Below are 19,087 nucleotides of genomic sequence, written 5' to 3'. Positions count from 1 at the left end.
ACACGGCGCACCTCCTGTGGTGCCAGCCCGAAGGAACTGCTTATGTCCACGCTCAATCAGGATTCACCGCGGGCCACGCTGGTCGAACAGCGTTCGATAGATTACATCCCTGAGTCGGAGCGCCATGGGCGCCTGTTCAGCCAGTTCACCTTGTGGTTTGGTGCCAACCTGCAAGTCACTGCGATTGTCACCGGGGCTCTGGCCGTGGTGTTGGGCGGCGATGTGTTCTGGTCGCTGATCGGTCTGCTGATCGGCCAGGTGCTTGGCGGCACCATCATGGCGCTGCACGCGGCACAGGGGCCTAAACTGGGTCTGCCGCAAATGATCTCCAGCCGGGTGCAATTTGGCGTCTACGGCGCGGTGATCCCGATTGTGCTGGTGTGCCTGATGTATGTGGGGTTCTCGGCAAGCGGTTCAGTGCTGGCCGGGCAGGCGGTTGGGCAACTGGTGGGGGTGAGTGATTCGTGGGGCATCCTGATTTTTGCCGCGCTGATCGTACTGCTGACCATCCTGGGTTATCGCACCATCCATATGATCGGCCGGGTGGCGAGTGTGGTCGGGGTGCTGGCGTTTTTCTATCTGTTCTACACCCTGATTTCACAAAACGACATTGGCCTGTTGCTCAGCAATAAACACTTTTCCCTGAGTAGTTTTTTGCTGGCAATTTCCTTGTCAGCGTCCTGGCAGATCGCGTTCGGGCCTTATGTGGCGGACTACTCGCGCTACTTGCCGTCGAGCACTTCGTCGTTGAAAACCTTTCTGGCGGTAGGTTTGGGCTCGGTGGTGGGCTCGCAGATCTCGATGGTGTTCGGCGTGTTTGTCGCCGCGCTGGCGGGCGAGGCCTTTGCCGGGCATGAAGTGGCGTATATCGTCGGCATGGGGGCGAGCGGGGCGATGGCAGCGCTGCTGTATTTCTGTGTGGTATTTGGCAAAGTGACCATCACCACACTCAATGCCTACGGCAGTTTTATGTCACTGGCGACGATCGTCAGCGGTTTTCGCGGCAACCATGAAATCTCGAAAACCCTGCGTCTGTTTTACATCCTGCTGATGGTCGGTTTTGCTACCGGCCTGGCCTTGCTTGGGCAGCATTCGTTCCTCAAAGACTTCTCGGCCTTTATCCTGTTCTTGCTGGCGTTTTTCACGCCCTGGAGCGCGATCAACCTGGTGGATTTCTACCTGATCAGCAAAGAGCGCTACGACGTACCCGCATTGTCTAACCCGAATGGCCGATACGGACGCTGGAACCTGCGCGGTATTCTGGTGTACGCCTTTGGGGTGGTGGTGCAGCTGCCGTTTATTGCCACCAGCTTCTACACCGGGCCTTTGGTGGAGCAACTGGGCGGCACTGATATCTCGTGGATCATCGGCCTGACACTGCCAGCCCTGGTGTACTACTTCGTGGCGCGCAGCTCGGGGCAGGAAGTGCCGGATCAACTGATTTTGCCTGTCGAGCCCGCCACGGTTTAAGGCGTAGCAATCAACACAGGTGGGCGATGCCGTTATTTTCCGGCATCGCTTCTGTAGCCATAGAGGAAAAACAATGAAGGTGCTGGCCTGTATCAAACGCGTGGTCGATTACAACGTGAAAGTTCGCGTCAAGGCGGACAACTCCGGCGTTGACCTCGCCAACGTCAAGATGGCGATGAACCCCTTCTGCGAAATCGCTGTGGAAGAGGCCGTACGCCTGAAAGAAAGCGGTGTTGCCACTGAAATCGTCGTCGTCTCCATCGGCCCGGCCACGGCTCAGGAACAGCTGCGTACCGCGCTGGCGCTGGGTGCAGATCGCGCCATTCTCGTCGAGTCCGCCGAAGATCTGACCTCGCTGGCCGTGGCCAAGCTGCTCAAGGCCGTTGTCGACAAGGAACAGCCACAGCTGGTGATCCTGGGCAAACAGGCCATCGACAGCGACAACAACCAGACTGGCCAGATGCTGGCTGCGCTAACCGGTTTCGGTCAGGGCACCTTCGCTTCGAAAGTTACTGTTGCTGGCGACAAGGTTGCCGTAACCCGTGAAGTGGATGGCGGCGCGCAAACGGTTTCGCTGAAATTGCCGGCGATCATCACCACCGATCTGCGTTTGAACGAGCCGCGTTATGCGTCCCTGCCAAACATCATGAAAGCCAAGAAGAAGCCGCTTGAAGTGCTGACGCCAGATGCATTGGGCGTTTCCACGGCTTCCACCAACAAGACCCTGAAAGTCGAAGCGCCTGCTGCACGCAGCGCGGGGATCAAGGTCAAGTCGGTGGCTGAACTGGTCGAGAAACTGAAAAATGAAGCAAAGGTGATCTGATTATGAGCGTCCTGGTAATTGCAGAACATGATGGTGCGGGCGTTGCATCGGCAACCCTGAATACGGTGGCTGCTGCTGGCAAGATTGGTGGTGATATTCACTTGCTGGTTGCTGGGCAGGGTGTTGGCGCAGTGGCTGAAGCCGCCACAAAAATCGCTGGCGTGGCTAAAGTCCTGGTTGCTGACAATGCCGCTTATGCTCATCAGTTACCGGAAAATATTGCGCCGCTGGTAGCAGGGCTTGCTGCCGGATACAGCCATATCCTGGCGGCTGCCACTGCCAACGGCAAAAATATCCTGCCGCGGGTGGCTGCTGTTCTTGATGTAGACCAGATTTCCGAAATCATCTCGGTCATCAGCGCGGACACCTTCACCCGCCCGATCTACGCCGGTAACGCCATTGCTACCGTGCAGTCCAGCGCACCGGTAAAAGTGATCAGCGTACGTGCCACCGGTTTCGATCCGGTTGCAGCTGTGGGTGGTGCGGCAGCCGTCGAGGCAGTTGGCGCAGTGCACGATGCAGGCACTTCGTCGTTTGTGAGTGAAGAGCTGGCCAAGTCGGACCGCCCCGAGCTGACCGCTGCCAAAATCGTCGTTTCGGGCGGGCGTGGCATGCAGAACGGTGACAACTTCAAACTGCTGTACACCCTGGCTGACAAGCTGGGCGCAGGTGTGGGAGCCTCCCGTGCTGCAGTTGACGCAGGTTTTGTAGCCAACGATATGCAGGTCGGACAGACCGGCAAGATTGTTGCGCCGCAGTTGTATATCGCGGTCGGTATTTCCGGCGCGATTCAGCATCTGGCCGGGATGAAAGATTCCAAGGTGATCGTTGCAATCAACAAGGATGAAGAAGCGCCGATCTTCCAGGTGGCCGATTACGGCCTGGTGGCGGATTTGTTTGAGGCCGTCCCTGAGCTGGAACAGGCGGTATAACGTAAAAAAACCCCGGAGATTATCCGGGGCTTTTCAGTACGGCGGGGTTATCAGCTGTAGCTGTTAACTTTGACCAGTGCAGGCTCGGTTTGAGCCTTTTCCCAGGTCAGGGTCAAGGTTTGCAGGACTCGCGCCATATAGTCGCTATCGGCTGCAGCCTTCTTGCCCACGTAGCCTTGGCCACGGCGGTACATTTTGAGGTGGGCTCGCATTTGTGGGCGTTCCTCCTCGAATCGGGTTTCTTCCTTGCACGACGTCACCGCATCGATACGCACATCACCAGCGTCGCTGATCCACAGAATGTGGTCGTTCAGCGTGTCTTTCTGGGCAGCGAAGAGTCGAGCCAGTTCGTTAACGGTCGGTTGGTTATTCAGGTTCATGGCTAACTCCTTGACTACTCGTTGATCTGTCTAATTGATTCGCGCAACTGCACCTGCAGCGCTACGTAGTGTCCATCTAAAGCAGATCTGCCTTGAGTTCGTCGTATGTAGTCGTAAAACCAGACGCTACATAAACAGCGTAAAGCGAAGGAGAGCAGCGTGAACCAGGATGCCAGGGTGACATGACGCATCAGCCACAAGCCTCTTGAGGACGTTTCGCCAGCCTCTGTCGTCTTTGACGCGGACGATCAAGCCAGTTCAGCTTCATCAATTCTGCCTTGTGGGCAGTACCTATCCCGGAACAGCCCGACAGCTCGTCGGGCATGCTTGCAACAACCCTTTCCAGCGCTTCCGGTGGGGAAGACGTCTGCATAATGCTGGGGGAAAATCGTGCCGTCAACATATATGTAGTGAATATTTTTAAGCACTACATATGTGACTGGCAGGTCTGTTTTCAGCATGCCGGTCATCCCTGTAGGCGGCTCTATAACTGTGGAAATTGTAAGGACCGGGTTATGTGTACGAAGCAGAACCTGTGGCAGCTGGCTTGCCTGCGATGCAGACGCTGCGGTCTGTCAGACAAACCGCATTGATGCCATCGCGAGCAAGCCCGCTCCCACAGCAAGCCTCCCGCTCTGCTAATATCAGTGGCTTTGAAATTGACCCGAGGTACCTTTATGAGCGAGCCGATCCGCCTGACCCAGTACAGCCATGGTGCGGGGTGCGGGTGCAAGATTTCGCCTCAGGTACTGGAAGTGATCCTTGCCGGCAGCGGCGCGCAAAACCTTGACCCCAAATTGTGGGTCGGCAATGCCTCCCGCGACGATGCAGCGGTCTACGCGCTGGATGAAGAACGCGGCGTGGTCTCGACCACCGACTTCTTTATGCCGATCGTCGATGACCCTTACGATTTCGGCCGCATTGCGGCGACCAATGCCATCAGCGATATCTATGCCATGGGCGGTGATCCGTTGATGGCCATTGCGATTCTGGGCTGGCCGGTGCACTTGTTGCCGCCTGAAGTGGCCCGTGAAGTGATCCGTGGCGGTCGCGCTGTATGTGATGACGCGGGTATCCCGCTGGCCGGTGGGCACTCCATCGATACCCCCGAACCGATTTTCGGCCTGGCCGTTACCGGCGTGGTCAACAAGCGCCAGATGAAGCGCAATGACACCGCCACTGCGGGTTGCCTGCTGTACCTGACCAAACCCCTGGGCATCGGTATCCTCACCACAGCCGAGAAAAAGGGCAAATTGCGCACCGAAGATGTCGGCCTGGCGCGGGACTGGATGTGTACGCTGAACAAGATCGGCAGCCAGTTCGCCAAACTTGACGGGGTCAAGGCAATGACCGACGTCACCGGTTTTGGCCTGCTCGGCCATCTGGTGGAAATGGCCGACGGCAGCCAGCTCACGGCTCAGATCGAATACGCCAAGGTGCCGCGTCTGGCCTCGGTAGAGTATTACCTGGAACAGGGCTGCGTGCCCGGCGGCACCTTGCGCAACTTTGACAGCTACGCCAGCAAGCTGTCGCCGTTGCAAGAACTGCACAAGCGCGTGCTCTGCGACCCGCAAACCAGCGGTGGCCTGCTGGTTGCGGTGAGCCCGGACGGTAACCAGGCATTTCTGCAAATGGCCAGCGAGCATGGCCTGAGCCTTGCGCCGATCGGCCAGCTGGTTGAGCGACAGACGTACGCGGTTGAGGTGTCATGATGGCTGATGACGTAACCGACTTCCGCGAACTGTTTCTCACTGATCGGCCGATGATGGACACCCGTGCGCCGATTGAATTTCACAAGGGCGCGTTTCCCGGTGTGGTCAACCTGCCGCTGATGACCGACCGCGAGCGCGAGCGGGTGGGCACCTGCTACAAGCAGCAAGGCCAGCAGGCTGCGGTGGTGCTGGGCCATCAACTGGTGTCGGGGCAGGTCAAGGCCGAGCGTCTGCAGGCCTGGGCCGACTTTGCCCGGGCCAACCCTGATGGCTGCCTGTATTGCTTCCGTGGCGGCATGCGTTCGCAGATTGTCCAGCAGTGGCTCAAACAGGATGCCGGGATCGACTATCCGCGCGTCACTGGCGGCTACAAGGCCCTGCGTACCTTCCTGATCCAGACCCTGGACGATGCCGTGGCCCAGTGTGACGTCACCGTGCTCGGCGGCATGACCGGCACCGGCAAGACCGATGTCCTGGTACAGCTCACTAACGGCCTGGACCTGGAAGGTCACGCCAACCATCGCGGCTCAAGTTTTGGCAAACGGGCCACCGGGCAGCCGTCGAATATCGACTTTGAAAACAGCCTGGCCATCGACGTGCTGAAAAAACGCGCCAGCGGCCATGAGGGTTTTGTGGTCGAAGACGAAAGCCGCACGGTCGGTAGTTGTGCCTTGCCCCTGGCCTTGTATCAACGCATGCAGGATGCACCGATGGTCTGGCTGGAAGACAGCCTTGAAAGTCGGGTTGAACGCATCCTGCGCGACTATGTTGTGGACTTGAGCGCCGAGTTTACCGCCAGAAATGGCGAGCACGGCTTTGCCCTGTTCTCCCAGCGCCTGCTCGAAAGCCTGGCCAATATCCAGCGGCGCCTGGGCGGCGAGCGCCATCAGCGTTTACAGGCAGTTATGGAGGAGGCCTTGCAAGAGCAGGAGCGCTGCGGCGCGGTGGACTTGCACCGGGTCTGGATCGAGGCGTTGCTGCGCGAATATTACGACCCGATGTACGCCTTCCAGCGCGAGAAAAAAGGTTCGCGCATAGCCTTTGCCGGTGATCAGGCGGCGGTATTGGAGTATCTGCGCGAGCAGGCTGGTAATACGATCTCGTAGATAGCGTCTTGATCCTCATCTCGCAAACGCGATGCCGGGCTCAAGACGGTATCTGCAGGCGTGAACAACTGGCCTATCGTGTACATATCCGGCATTTTTATATAACTGAAATATTGGTTTCGCTCTTACAGCGAGTCCCTTTTGGAAGGACCCAAAAGGAACCAAAAGGTCCTCGCCCCATCGTACGGCCCTCGCTGCGCTCAGGTTCCCTCACTCCGGTCCTGCTCCGTGGGCACGCCGCCACGGGCCATCCATGGCCCATCGCGGCTCTCCCGGCATCCATGCCGGTCGACCCACTACGCAGAACCTCCATTCGGCCTCCCGGGAGGGCTGGCAAATCAAAAGCATTGCACCCGAGGCGGCCGACCGGCCGGCCTGTTTGGTGTGAGTAACACCGTCTTGACCCTCATCACGCAAGCGCGATGCTAGGGTCAAAGGCTTTGCCCGATTTAAGTACCCCGTACACGCAGGACCAGTTGCTTACGCCTGCAGCTGCCACGCAAGTGGCTTCCCGTGAGAGATGGTTCGGCATTGGCCAAACCAGTCACCCACCTTGAGCGGTTTGACCATTGTTGCAGAGCCTTGCCAGGGCGATTATCAGCAGGATTTTTCACGGTTCCCATCCTAAAAATAAAGACCGAGGGATTCTGCTGATGCGCGACTATCTGACCGCGATGACTGATTTCGACTACCAACGCACGGTAACCGGTGCCCTGGACGGCCATTTGACGGCAGTCAATGCCTGTGTCGAGTGCTGCGACCGCCACGCCTTGCCGGGCCGGATTGCATTGTTCTGGGAGGGGCGCGATGCCAGCAGCGCGACGTACACCTTCACCCAGTTACAGGATCAGGCTGCACGCTTTGCCAACTTTCTTCTGGCTCAGGGCGTAAAGCGTGGTGACAAGGTCGCGGGGTTGCTGCCGCGCAATGTCGAGTTGCTGATCGTGGCCTTTGCCGCCTGGCGCATCGGCGCCATCTACCAGCCGCTGTTCACCGCATTTGGCCCCAAGGCTATCGAACATCGGCTCAACAGTTCCGGTGCCACCCTGGTGGTCACGGATGCGGTCAACCGCGTCAAGCTCAACGAGGTCAATGATTGTCCGGCGATTGTCACCGTGGCTGGCGCCAGGGGGCAGGGCCTGGTGCGTGGTGATTTCAGTTTCTGGGCGGAACTGGACAACTACCCGGCCAGCTGCGAGCCGGTCATGCTGAGCGCAGAAGACCCGTTTCTGCTGATGTTTACCTCGGGCACTACAGGTCCGGCCAAACCGTTGCTGGTACCGCTCAAGGCGATTGTCGCGTTCCAGAGCTATACCCGCGATGCAGTGGGTCTGCGCCCTGAAGACTCGTTCTGGAACCTGGCCGACCCGGGTTGGGCTTACGGGATCTATTTCGGCATCACCGGGCCGCTTTCGATGGGCCACCCGATCACTTTGTACGATGGCCCGTTTACGGTCGAAAGCACCTGCCGGGTGATCAAAAAGTACGGCATCACCAACCTGACTGGTTCACCCACCGCCTACCGCATGCTGATCGCCGCCGGGGATGCCTTCTCCAGCAAGATCAAGGGCCAGCTGCGGGTGGTCAGTAGTGCCGGTGAGCCACTCAACCCCGAGGTGATCCGCTGGTTTGCCGATGAGCTTGACGTCACCATCCATGACCACTACGGCCAGACCGAAGTCGGCATGGTGCTGTGCAACCACCACGGCCTCGATCATCCGGTGCATATGGGAGCTGCGGGTTTCGCCTCGCCGGGCCATCGCATCGTGGTGCTCGATGACAACCATCAGGAGCTGCCAGTCGGCCAGCCAGGGATTCTGGCAGTGGATCGCAGCCAGTCACCGATGTGCTGGTTTGGCGGCTATGAAGGCTTCAAGACCAAGGCTTTTGTCGGCAACTACTACCTGAGTGGCGACACCGTGGAGCTGAATCCGGATGGCAGCATCAGCTTTGTCGGGCGCAGCGATGACGTGATCACCACCTCCGGTTATCGCGTCGGGCCATTCGATGTGGAAAGCGCGCTGATCGAACACCCGGCTGTTGTTGAAGCCGCCGTGGTGGGCAAGCCGGATCCCGAGCGTACCGAGCTGGTCAAGGCCTTCGTGGTGTTGAACCCCCAGTACCTGGGTGATGCACAACTGGCCGAAACCCTGCGATTGCATGTGCGCCAGCGTCTGGCGGCCCATGCCTACCCCCGTGAAATCGAATTTGTCAGTGAGCTGCCGAAAACACCGAGCGGCAAGCTGCAGCGCTTTATTTTGCGCAATCAGGAAATCGCCAAGGCCGAGCTGGCCGCCAGCGCAAAAGTCTCTGCTTAATTTTCAGGAGTCATCATGCAAATCGAGAACAAGGTTTTTATCGTCACCGGTGGTGCATCGGGACTGGGTGCTGCCACGGCCGAGATGCTGGTCAAGGCGGGCGCAAGGGTGATGCTGGTAGACATGAACGCCGATGCAGTGGCTGCGCAAGCAGCCAGATTGGGCGCGCAGGCGCATAGCGCAGTGGCCGACATCAGCCAGGCGGATGCGGCGCAGGCAGCAGTGGCGGCCACGGTGGCAGCCTTTGGCGAAATCAACGGGCTGGTCAACTGCGCAGGCATTGTGCGTGGCGAAAAGATCCTCGGCAAAACCGGCCCCCACGCGCTGGAGACTTTTAGCCAGGTGATCAACGTCAACCTGATCGGCAGTTTCAATATGTTGCGTCTGGCGGCTGCGGCGATTGCTGAAAGCAGCGCCGATGCCGATGGCGAGCGCGGGGTAATTATCAATACCGCTTCGGTGGCAGCCTTTGACGGCCAGATCGGCCAGGCCGCGTATGCCGCGTCCAAGGGCGCGATTGCCAGCCTGACCTTGCCTGCCGCCCGCGAGCTGGCCCGTTTCGGGATCCGGGTGATGACCATCGCCCCGGGCATTTTTGAAACCCCGATGATGGCTGGCATGACGCCCGAAGTACGTGACTCCCTGGCCGCCGGTGTGCCGTTTCCGCCGCGTCTGGGCAAGCCTGATGAGTACGCATCGCTGGTGCGGCATATCATCGAAAACAGCATGCTCAATGGCGAGGTGATCCGTCTCGACGGCGCCTTGCGTATGGCCGCCAAATAAGAGGTGTAAAATGACAATTGCCAATGATCCTGTCGTAATTGTAAGTGCCGCCCGTACGCCCATGGGCGGCTTTCAGGGTGACTTCAAGGGCCTGACCGCCCCGCAACTGGGCGCAGCGGCCATTCGTGCTGCCGTCGAGCGTGCCGGTGTGGCGCCCGATGGAGTGGAAGAAGTGCTGTTTGGTTGCGTGCTGTCGGCCGGTCTCGGTCAGGCACCTGCCCGTCAGGCTGCCCTGGGTGCCGGGCTGGACAAGGGCACACGCTGCACCACGTTGAATAAGATGTGCGGCTCGGGGATGGAAGCGACCATTCTGGGCCATGACCGGCTGCTTGCCGGTAGCGTCGATGTGGTAGTGGCGGGTGGCATGGAGAGCATGTCCAATGCCCCGTATCTGCTGGACCGTGCCCGCAGCGGTTACCGTATGGGCCATGGCCGGGTGCTGGACCATATGTTCCTCGACGGTCTGGAAGATGCCTATGAGCGTGGCCGCCTGATGGGCACTTTCGCTGAAGACTGCGCTCAGCTCCACGGCTTTAGCCGTGAGGCGCAGGATGACTTTGCCGTGGCTTCGCTGACCCGTGCGCAGCAGGCGATCAAGGACGGCAGCTTTAGCGCCGAGATCGTCCCGGTGCAGGTAACCGTGGGCAAGGAGCAGCGCCTGATCAGTGATGACGAGCAGCCGCCCAAGGCCAATCTGGCAAAAATCCCTACCCTGAAACCGGCATTTCGCGAAGGCGGCACGGTGACGGCGGCCAACTCCAGTTCGATCTCCGATGGTGCTGCGGCGCTGGTGCTGATGCGCCGCAGCGAGGCGCAAAAACGCGGGCTTAAACCCTTGGCGGTGATCCACGGTCATGCCGCATTTGCCGATGAGCCGGGGCTGTTCCCCACTGCACCGGTAGGCGCGATCAAGCGGCTGATGAGCAAGACCGGCTGGGACCTGAACACGGTTGATCTGTTCGAGATCAACGAGGCCTTTGCCGTGGTCAGCCTGGTGACCATGAGCGAATTGGATATTCCCCACAGCAAGGTCAATATCTACGGCGGTGCCTGTGCCCTGGGCCATCCGATCGGGGCATCGGGGGCGCGGATTCTGGTCACGTTGCTGTCGGCGTTGCGTCAACAAAAAGCCAAACTCGGTGTTGCTGCCATCTGCATCGGCGGCGGTGAAGCCACGGCGATTGCCGTGGAATGTCTGTATTAAGGATTTTTTATGCTGCCCACCCCCGAACAACTACAAATTCGTGAAGCGGCCCAACAGTTTGCCCAGGAACGTCTGAAGCCCTTTGCCGCCGAGTGGGACAAGCAGCACCGCTTTCCCCGCGAGGCCATTGACGAGATGGCGCAGCTGGGCTTTTTCGGCATGCTGGTACCCGAAGAGTGGGGCGGTTGCAACACGGGCTATCAGGCTTACGCCATGGCCCTGGAAGAAATCGCCGCAGGCGACGGTTCGTGCTCCACGATCATGAGCGTGCATAACTCGGTGGGTTGCGTGCCGATTCTCAAGTACGGCACCGAGCAGCAAAAACGCGAGTTTCTGATCCCGCTGGCCAGCGGTGCCATGCTTGGCGCCTTTGCCCTGACCGAGCCGCAGGCTGGCTCCGATGCCAGCGACCTGAAAACCCGTGCCCGCCGCGAAGGCGATCATTACGTGCTCAATGGCTGCAAACAGTTCATCACCTCGGGGCAGAACGCCGGGGTGGTGATTGTATTTGCGGTAACCGACCCGGCGGCGGGAAAGCGCGGAATCACTGCGTTTATCGTGCCCACGGACTCACCGGGTTACAGCGTGGCGCGGGTAGAAGACAAGCTGGGGCAGCATGCCTCGGACACCTGCCAGATCCTGTTTACCGACTTGAAAGTACCGGTGGCCAACCGCCTGGGTGAAGAAGGGCAGGGCTATAAAATCGCCCTCGGCAATCTGGAAGGCGGGCGCATTGGCATTGCTTCCCAGGCCGTGGGCATGGCCCGTGCGGCCTTTGAAGCGGCCCGCGACTATGCCCGCGAGCGCGTGACCTTTGGCCAGCCATTGGTTGAGCATCAGGCAGTGGCATTTCGCCTGGCCGATATGGCCACGGAAATTGCCGTGGCCCGGCAGATGGTTCGCTACGCTGCCGCGTTGCGGGACAGCGGTCAGTCGGCGCTGGTGGAGGCCTCGCAGGCCAAGCTGTTTGCTTCGGAAATGGCCGAGCGGGTGTGTTCCAAGGCGTTGCAAACCCTGGGCGGTTATGGCTATTTGAGCGACTTCCCGCTGGAGCGGATCTACCGCGATGTGCGGGTATGCCAGATCTATGAAGGCACCAGTGATATTCAGCGCATGGTCATTTCGCGCAATCTTTGAATCGAGGACATTAGCGATGAGCTACGAAACCATTCTGTTGGACATTCATGGGCAAGTGGGCCTGATTACCCTGAACCGGCCGCAGGCGCTCAATGCCCTGAATGCGCAGTTGATCAGCGAAGTAAACCACGCGCTGGACACGCTGGAAGCCGATAACGGGATTGGCTGTATCGTTATCACCGGCTCGAAAAAATCCTTTGCCGCCGGTGCGGACATCAAGGAAATGGCCGACCTGAGTTACCCGCAGATTTACCTTGATGACCTGTTCTCGGACAGTGATCGCGTGGCGGCGCGGCGCAAGCCGATTATTGCCGCGGTAGCAGGTTTTGCCCTGGGCGGCGGTTGTGAGCTGGCGATGATGTGCGACTTTATCCTGGCCGGTGACAACGCCAAATTCGGCCAGCCGGAAATCAACCTCGGGGTGTTGCCGGGCATGGGCGGCACGCAGCGTCTGACCCGCGCCGTGGGCAAGGCCAAGGCTATGGAAATGTGCCTGAGCGGACGTTTGATCGGTGCTGAAGAGGCCGAACGTTCAGGGCTGGTAGCCCGTGTGGTGGCTGTGGATGAACTGCTCGACGAAGCGCTGAAAGTGGCGGCGCTGATCGCTAAAAAATCCTTGCCGGTGTTGATGCAAACCAAGGAGTGCGTGAATCGCGCGTTTGAAGTCAACCTGGCAGAAGGCGTGCGTTTTGAGCGTCGGGTGTTCCACGCCCTGTTCGCCACCCATGACCAGAAAGAAGGCATGGCGGCGTTTGTTGGCAAGCGTGAAGCTGAGTTTAAAAACTGCTAAAGCAACTGCGATAATTTTGTGGGAGCGGGCTTGCTCGCGATACAGGCGCTGCGGTGGTTCTACTGCACCGCGTTGATGCCATTGCGAGCAAGCCCGCTCCCACAGATTCGGCGTTTAGATCAAGTAATTTTTCAATTCCCGCGCAATCACCATCCGCTGAATCTCGCTCGACCCTTCATAAATCTGGGTGATTCGCGCATCCCGGTAATAACGTTCCACCGGATAGTCTTCAAGGTAGCCATAGCCGCCATGAATCTGGATGGCTTTGGAGCACACATACTCGGCCATTTCCGAAGCAAACAGCTTGGCTTGCGAGGCTTCCGACAGGCAAGGTTTGCCCGCGCTGCGCAAGCGTGCGGCATGCAGAATAAGCAACCGCGCGGCATTGATCCGGGTTTGCATGTCGGCCAGCATATTGGCGACGCTCTGGTGCTCGATAATTGCCTTGTCAAACTGCACCCGGTCACGGGCGTAACCCAGTGCCGCTTCAAAAGCCGCGCGGGCAATCCCCAGTGCCTGGGCGCCAATGCCGATACGTCCGCCCTCAAGGTTGGCCAGGGCAATGGCCAGGCCCTTGCCGCGCTCACCGAGCATATTGGCTTCAGGTACGCTGCAGTTGCTCAGGGTGACGGCGCAGGTATCGGAGGCGCGGATGCCCATTTTGTGTTCGGTTCGATCAACTATAAAACCGGGCGTAGCAGTCGGCACCAAAAACGCCGAAATACCTTTTTTGCCCAGATCCGGGTCGGTCACGGCAAACACGATGGCCAGTTTGGCGCGCTTGCCATTGCTGACAAATTGCTTGGCCCCGTTGATCACCCATTGACCATCGCGCAGCTCTGCACGGGTGCGCAGATTGTGGGCTTCGGAGCCCGCCTGTGGCTCGGTCAGACAGAAGCAGGCGATGGTCTGGCCGCTGGCAAGCTCGGCCAGCCAGGTCTGCTTTTGCGCCTCGCTGCCGTATTTGAGGATGGGCCCGCAGCCCACCGAGTTATGGATACTCATCAGTGCACCGGTCGCGCCATCACCGGCCGAGATCTCTTCCACGGCCAGGGCATAGGCCACGTAATCAACGTAGGTGCCACCCCATTCTTCCGGTACTACCATGCCCAACAGGCCCAGCTCGCCAAGTTTGGCCACCAGCCCGTCGTCAATCCAGCCGGCCTTTTCCCAGGCCTGGGCATGGGGGGCGATTTCGCGGCGGGCAAAATCGCGGGCCATGTCGCGGATCATGATCTGTTCTTCGCTCAGTTCGATGTCTTGCATGGCTCAGGCTCCCTTCGCGTTGAATTCGGTAAAGAAGCTGGCGACATGGGCCGCATCCAGTGCCTCGAGGCTTGGCGGGTTCCAGCGCGGATTTTTGTCTTTGTCGATGATTAGCGCCCGCACACCTTCCATCAGGTCGCCACGGTCAAACCACTGGCGGTCCAGGTGCAATTCCAGAGCGAAACATTGCTCGAGGGGCAGTTGACGGCCACGGCGCAGCATTTCCAGGGTCACGGCCATCGCCAGCGGCGAACGGGTTTTTAGCAGGTCAGCAGTTTCATTGGCCCAGTCACGGGTTTCTGGAGCAATAACGGCGCGCAGGTGGGCGACAATGCGCGGTATATCGACCTGGGCGAATACGCTGTCAATCAGCGGCCGCAGCCTGGCCAGTGGTGGGTCGGGCAATACGGTTACTGCAAACCTGGCAACCAGCGCAGTCAGGTCATCAATCGGCGATTGTTGCCAGTTGAGGCTATCGAGGGCTTTGTCCAACTCAGGCAGTTTGCTGCTTTCCAGGTAGCCGTCAGCCAGCCCGCAATACAAGGCATCGGCGGCGCGGATGTGTACGCCGCTGACGCCCAGGTAGGTACCTAATTGGCCCGGTGTGCGGGTCAGAAAGTAGCTACCGCCAACGTCAGGGAAATAACCGATGCCCACTTCCGGCATCGCCAACTTGCTGCGCTCGGTCACCAGGCGCAGATCTGCACCTTGCACCAGGCCCATGCCGCCGCCGAGAACGAAGCCGTCCATCAAGGCCACAACGGGTTTGGGATAGTGGTGCAAGGTCAGGTCAAGGGCGTATTCCTCTTCGAAGAACACCGTGTGCAGGGTATCTTTGTTTTGATAGCTGTCGTACAGCGAGCGAATGTCACCACCGGCGCAGAAGGCTTTTTCGCCAGCACCGCGCAGCACCACAGCCTTGACTTGCGGGTCGTGGGCCCAGGCGTCGAGTTGTTGCTGGAGGCCGCGCACCATCTCAAGGTTGATGGCATTGAGGCCGCTGGGGCGGTTCAGGGTCAGGTGGCCAATATGGTTGCGAACCTCGGCCAAAACTGTGTCTTGCTGCGGCGCGACATCCGCTGTCGGTGAGGAGGAAACCTGAGCAGTCATCACTAACTCCCTGCTTTATATTATTTTTAGTGGTGTTCACGGGCGAACGATAACTGATGCTAACAGTGCAAATTTGCACATTACAACCCTGATAAGTGCAGGGTTGGTGTGCATTTTTGCAGGTTGGGTGTGCAGCGATGCGCGAACTTATTGCGCCAGCCAGCCGCCGTCCACATTCCATGCCGCGCCGCGGACCTGGCTGCCAGCCTCGCTGCATAAAAACAGCACCAGCTCGCCCAGTTGCGGCGGGGTCACGAACTCCAGCGATGGTTGTTTCTCGGCCAGCAGGTCGTGCTGCGCCTGGTAGGGGTCAATGCCCTGGCTGATACGCTGGTCGATCTGTTTTTGCACCAGCGGTGTCAGCACCCAACCCGGGCAGATGGCGTTGCAGGTGATATTGCTGGTGGCGGTTTCCAGGCCAACCACTTTGGTCAGGCCGATCACCCCGTGTTTGGCCGCGACATAGGCGGCTTTGCCGACCGAGCCCACCAGGCCGTGAACCGAGGCAATATTGACGATGCGCCCCCAGCCGCGCTTGCGCATGCCGGGCAGGGTGAGGCGGGTACTGTGGAAGACCGAAGACAGGTTGATCGCGATAATCGAATCCCAGCGCTCTACAGGGAACTCTTCGACACTGGATACGTGCTGGATACCGGCGTTGTTGACCAGGATATCGATGCCGCCAAATTCGCGTTCGGCATAGCTGATCATATCGGCGATCTGCGCCGGGTCACTGACATCCGCCGAGTGATGGCCCACCTTGCCGCCGAACTGTTCGATCTCGGCAATGACCTTGCTGGCATCACCAAAGCCATTGAGTATCAGGTCGGCTCCGGCCTTGGCCAGGCTCTGTGCGATGCCCAGGCCAATGCCGCTGGTGGAACCGGTAACCAATGCAGTTTTGCCCTTCAGACTCATGATCAACTCCTCAGGTGAGTCACGATAAATTCGTGAATAAGGAAACGTAGCATGAGGTATGCAATTGCGGATACGAAACGGCCCACCAAAAGGTGGGCCGTTTTCACGCAGTGCGGGGAGGATTAGTCCTGGCGGCTGGTGACTTCCAGCAAGTGGTAACCGAACTGGGTTTTAACCGGGCCTTGCACCGTGTTGATCGGCGCGCTGAAAACCACGGTGTCGAATTCTTTAACCATCTGGCCCGGGCCGAAAGAACCCAGGTCGCCGCCTTGACGGCTTGATGGGCAAGATGAATTGGCTTTGGCAACTTCGGCGAAATCAGCGCCGCCTTCGATTTGCGCTTTCAGTTCGTTGCACTTGTCTTCGGTGGCAACCAGGATGTGACGGGCAGTGGCTTTGGCCATGGGGGTGTACTCCTTTGAATAAGGTGCTGAGCCTACCGGATTCAGTGGTTTTTTTCTCGGCAAAAGTGCGCATCAACCCTTTCACTACCGGCTAAAGGCCTGCTTGCTTTAGCCGTTTGGCGTGTTCTAAGTACAGTTCTACCGGGTTGAAGCTCCTGCGGCTTCCTCTTGCTACCTGATTGATGGTGTCCAGGTGGTCCAGGGGGTAGTCGGAGCGGATCACCTGGCCCAGATGCGAGCTGAAGCGCCCAACCATGCCGTCGTTTTGCCTGGTCTCGCGGGTAAAAAAACTGCCAAACACCCGCAGGGCGTTATGCAGAGGGTCGAGCAGGTTGAGGGACTCTGCCACCCGCGAGCCTTTGATGATGCCGCTCCAGGAGTAATACAACACATCATTGACCTGCCCGGCTCCCATGCCACCCCAGATTGTGGGCAGGCCTTGCGGGTATTTCAGGTTAAAGGCCGTAACGCCTTCGGTGGTGAGGGCGTTAAGTGCATTCAAGGCATGTTGGGGCAGTTGCGGGTGGCCGCTGAGGCTGGACACAAATGAACTGAGCGCCGTGGTCAGGGCTGCCGTGACGGTTTCGGGAAGCCTTCCCGGAACAAAGGCCAGGCGCAGGCGGTCGGCCAGCTCGGAGCCATGGTTGGGGCCGCTGACGGAGGTGACCGAGGCGACGACTTCAGGCGCGATGGCTGCCGCATAACGGGCGGTGAGGGCACCCTGGCTGTGGCCAATCAGGTTGACCCGCTGTGCTCCGGTCTGCCTGCGCAGATTGTGGATTTGCTTGAGCAGCTGATCGCCCCGGGCTTCATTGCCGTTGGCGGCCGAAATAATTGGAGTGAAGACGCTGGCACCACACTCATTGAGTGCTTGCTTGATGCCATTGAAGTAGTGATGTGAGCCTATGCGGTCGAAGCCAAAAAGGCCGTGCACCAGTAAAATCGGATATTGCGTGTTGGCTGATTCGTCCATGTTTAATCTCGCAGGATGTTTTTTGTTCCATAAAAACACCTTAGTCGAGATCGCCTTCGCGCAACCGTGGGCATTTTCCCAGGTTGCGCTGTGATTTGCCGAACATGTTTGTCAGGCGATGGCTTTAACCGTGTGACGCAGAGCTTGCAGGCGCTGAGCGGCGTTACGCAGCAACTGTTCGGTTGCATCCCAGCCCAGGCAGCCATCGGTAACGGAGACCCCGTAACGCAGGTTTGCACTCAGGGGCTGGCAGCCTTCGAACAGATGGCTTTCTAGCATCATGCCAATCAGCGAGCGGTCGCCTGCCAGGCGTTGCTCAAGCACATCGTTGAACACATCGGGCTGGCGCAACGGGTCTTTGCCACTGTTGGCATGGCTGCAGTCGACCATCAGGCGCGCCGCAATGCCGGACTTTTCCAGCCCTGCACGGGCTTTGGCGACACTGGCACGGTCGTAGTTCGGGCCACTGTGGCCGCCGCGCAACACCAGGTGGGTGTCGGGGTTGCCGCGAGTTTCGACGATGGCCGGATGGCCCTGGGTGTCGACGCCGAAATGACGATGGCTGTGTGCTGCAGAGCGCATGGCGTCGCATGCTATGGCCACGCCGCCGTCGGTACCGTTTTTGAAGCCCACCGGCAGACCAAGGCCACTGGCCATTTCGCGGTGGATTTGTGACTCAGTGGTGCGGGCGCCAATGGCCACCCAACCCAGCAGGTCATCGAAGTAGCCGGCGGCAATGGGTTGCAACAGCTCAGTGGCAACCGGCAGGCCCATGCGCAGCATTTCCAGCATCAGTTCCCGTGACAGGGTCAGGCCATGGGCCATGTCATCGCTGCCATCCAGGTGCGGGTCATAGGCCAGGCCCTTCCAGCCCACGGTGGTACGTGGTTTTTCAATATAGGCACGCATGACCAGCAGCATATCGTCGCGCACTTCGTGAGCGAGGGCGGCGAGGTTGCTGGCGTATTCGAGGGCTGCGACGGGGTCATGGATGGAGCAGGGGCCGACCACCACCAGCAGACGGGAGTCTTCACCGTTGAGGATGGCGCGAATGGCCTGGCGCTGGATGCTGATCTGGCTGCGAAGTTGATCGCTTAGCGGCAGTTGCAGCTTGAGTTGCGCTGCGCTGGGCAGGCGACGGGTTAAAACAGGGGCAGTTGCAGTGTGTACGGTTGGCAGAGCTGAAACGGATGCGTTCATGGTATGTGCTTCCTGGGCAGGCGGCGGGTTGTCCCGCGCGCTCGGCCCTACTGGGGTGTTCGACAATTGGCCAGACTGGCCGTGAGTACAGGCGTGCCACCAATGTGGGCTCGTTCGGAGGCGGCAGGCTGTCCCGAACGACGGCTGATAAATCGCCATGCAGTGCAAAGGTCGAAGCGGTAATAAGTGGCGTAGTTCATGGGTAAATCCTCAATTCAATAAAATGTCAGGGGCTGAAAAAACAAAACCCCCGGTCGGGGAGCCGACCGGGGGTTAGATTTCTCTGGCAGGCGACCCCTAAGTAGTGGGCGCCGTGTGGGTATCAGGCGCGCCAGTGGCTAAACCAATACCCAAAATAAAATCGTGCTGTGGAGTGCATGTTGTTCGCGCACACGGCAGCAGCCAGACGCGATTGGCGTGTGGTCTTACAGGCGGCGGTGATGGCGTGATGCAACATGGGTTGTCTCCGATTGATGGTTCGCAGCTTACTTGAGGCGCAGCCCGGGATTCAATAAAAAAATACTATGCGGGTCAATTGTGCTGGCTATTGCTCCGGTTTGA

General features: G+C 59.1%; 17 protein-coding genes. 10 read left to right on the top strand and 7 right to left on the bottom strand.

Annotated elements, in window-relative coordinates:
- Positions 1 to 42: 42 nt before the first annotated feature.
- The 3 genes from ACZRMH_RS09465 (at position 43) to ACZRMH_RS09455 (ending at position 3,225) form a co-directional block, all read left to right on the top strand.
- Positions 43 to 1,470 (top strand): purine-cytosine permease family protein, encoded by a 1,428-nt coding sequence (locus tag ACZRMH_RS09465; protein ID WP_464013199.1) that lies wholly within the window; start codon positions 43 to 45, stop codon positions 1,468 to 1,470.
- Between the two features lie 73 nt (positions 1,471 to 1,543).
- Entirely contained in the window at positions 1,544 to 2,293 is a 750-nt protein-coding gene (locus ACZRMH_RS09460; protein WP_464013198.1) for an electron transfer flavoprotein subunit beta/FixA family protein, read from the top strand.
- A gap of 2 nt (positions 2,294 to 2,295) precedes the next feature.
- Entirely contained in the window at positions 2,296 to 3,225 is a 930-nt protein-coding gene (locus ACZRMH_RS09455; RefSeq protein WP_464013197.1) for an electron transfer flavoprotein subunit alpha/FixB family protein, read from the top strand.
- Positions 3,226 to 3,275: 50 nt separating this feature from the next.
- Here ACZRMH_RS09455 and ACZRMH_RS09450 read toward each other — a convergent pair whose 3' ends face one another.
- Complete coding sequence (locus tag ACZRMH_RS09450) at positions 3,276 to 3,605, bottom strand: hypothetical protein (protein WP_261738587.1); 330 nt, start codon at positions 3,603 to 3,605, stop codon at positions 3,276 to 3,278.
- A 677-nt stretch (positions 3,606 to 4,282) separates the two neighbouring features.
- On the opposite strand from ACZRMH_RS09450, the gene selD reads away from it, so the two are divergent.
- The 7 genes from selD to ACZRMH_RS09415 all read left to right on the top strand — a co-directional run bounded on the left by selD (position 4,283) and on the right by ACZRMH_RS09415 (position 12,655).
- Positions 4,283 to 5,317 carry a selenide, water dikinase SelD gene (gene selD, locus ACZRMH_RS09445; protein WP_464013196.1) on the top strand — a complete coding sequence of 345 codons (1,035 nt, stop codon included), beginning with the start codon at positions 4,283 to 4,285 and terminating at the stop codon, positions 5,315 to 5,317.
- Complete coding sequence (gene mnmH / locus ACZRMH_RS09440; RefSeq protein WP_464013195.1) at positions 5,317 to 6,423, top strand: tRNA 2-selenouridine(34) synthase MnmH; 1,107 nt, start codon at positions 5,317 to 5,319, stop codon at positions 6,421 to 6,423. Before selD ends, mnmH begins: the two co-directional genes overlap by 1 nt.
- Before the next feature lie 653 nt (positions 6,424 to 7,076).
- On the top strand, positions 7,077 to 8,741 hold the full coding sequence (locus ACZRMH_RS09435; RefSeq protein WP_464013194.1) for an AMP-binding protein: 1,665 nt from the start codon (positions 7,077 to 7,079) through the stop codon (positions 8,739 to 8,741).
- Between the two features lie 15 nt (positions 8,742 to 8,756).
- Positions 8,757 to 9,524 (top strand): SDR family NAD(P)-dependent oxidoreductase, encoded by a 768-nt coding sequence (locus tag ACZRMH_RS09430; RefSeq protein WP_464013193.1) that lies wholly within the window; start codon positions 8,757 to 8,759, stop codon positions 9,522 to 9,524.
- Between the two features lie 10 nt (positions 9,525 to 9,534).
- Positions 9,535 to 10,728 (top strand): acetyl-CoA C-acyltransferase, encoded by a 1,194-nt coding sequence (locus tag ACZRMH_RS09425; protein ID WP_464013192.1) that lies wholly within the window; start codon positions 9,535 to 9,537, stop codon positions 10,726 to 10,728.
- Between the two features lie 9 nt (positions 10,729 to 10,737).
- Positions 10,738 to 11,865, top strand: coding sequence for an acyl-CoA dehydrogenase (locus tag ACZRMH_RS09420; RefSeq protein ID WP_464013191.1), 1,128 nt, complete (start codon positions 10,738 to 10,740; stop codon positions 11,863 to 11,865).
- 16 nt (positions 11,866 to 11,881) lie between these two features.
- Complete coding sequence (locus ACZRMH_RS09415; protein WP_464013190.1) at positions 11,882 to 12,655, top strand: enoyl-CoA hydratase; 774 nt, start codon at positions 11,882 to 11,884, stop codon at positions 12,653 to 12,655.
- A 114-nt stretch (positions 12,656 to 12,769) separates the two neighbouring features.
- Here ACZRMH_RS09415 and ACZRMH_RS09410 read toward each other — a convergent pair whose 3' ends face one another.
- From ACZRMH_RS09410 to ACZRMH_RS09385, 6 genes are all read right to left on the bottom strand, one after another.
- On the bottom strand, positions 12,770 to 13,921 hold the full coding sequence (locus tag ACZRMH_RS09410) for an acyl-CoA dehydrogenase family protein (protein WP_464013189.1): 1,152 nt from the start codon (positions 13,919 to 13,921) through the stop codon (positions 12,770 to 12,772).
- Between the two features lie 3 nt (positions 13,922 to 13,924).
- Positions 13,925 to 15,031 carry an enoyl-CoA hydratase/isomerase family protein gene (locus ACZRMH_RS09405; protein WP_464013188.1) on the bottom strand — a complete coding sequence of 369 codons (1,107 nt, stop codon included), beginning with the start codon at positions 15,029 to 15,031 and terminating at the stop codon, positions 13,925 to 13,927.
- A gap of 147 nt (positions 15,032 to 15,178) precedes the next feature.
- Positions 15,179 to 15,949 carry a 3-hydroxybutyrate dehydrogenase gene (locus tag ACZRMH_RS09400; protein WP_464013187.1) on the bottom strand — a complete coding sequence of 257 codons (771 nt, stop codon included), beginning with the start codon at positions 15,947 to 15,949 and terminating at the stop codon, positions 15,179 to 15,181.
- A 122-nt stretch (positions 15,950 to 16,071) separates the two neighbouring features.
- The gene (locus ACZRMH_RS09395; RefSeq protein ID WP_464013186.1) at positions 16,072 to 16,353 is read right to left on the bottom strand and encodes a peptidylprolyl isomerase; all 282 of its coding nucleotides are present in this window, start codon (positions 16,351 to 16,353) and stop codon (positions 16,072 to 16,074) included.
- A gap of 91 nt (positions 16,354 to 16,444) precedes the next feature.
- Positions 16,445 to 17,326, bottom strand: coding sequence for an alpha/beta fold hydrolase (locus ACZRMH_RS09390; protein WP_464013185.1), 882 nt, complete (start codon positions 17,324 to 17,326; stop codon positions 16,445 to 16,447).
- A 111-nt stretch (positions 17,327 to 17,437) separates the two neighbouring features.
- Positions 17,438 to 18,526 carry a 3-deoxy-7-phosphoheptulonate synthase gene (locus tag ACZRMH_RS09385; protein WP_464013184.1) on the bottom strand — a complete coding sequence of 363 codons (1,089 nt, stop codon included), beginning with the start codon at positions 18,524 to 18,526 and terminating at the stop codon, positions 17,438 to 17,440.
- Positions 18,527 to 19,087 lie beyond the last annotated feature (561 nt).

This window comes from Pseudomonas sp. B414, assembly GCF_055408445.1.
Note: the sequence above shows the minus strand (reverse complement) of the source record. Positions and strands in the feature narration are given on the sequence as shown.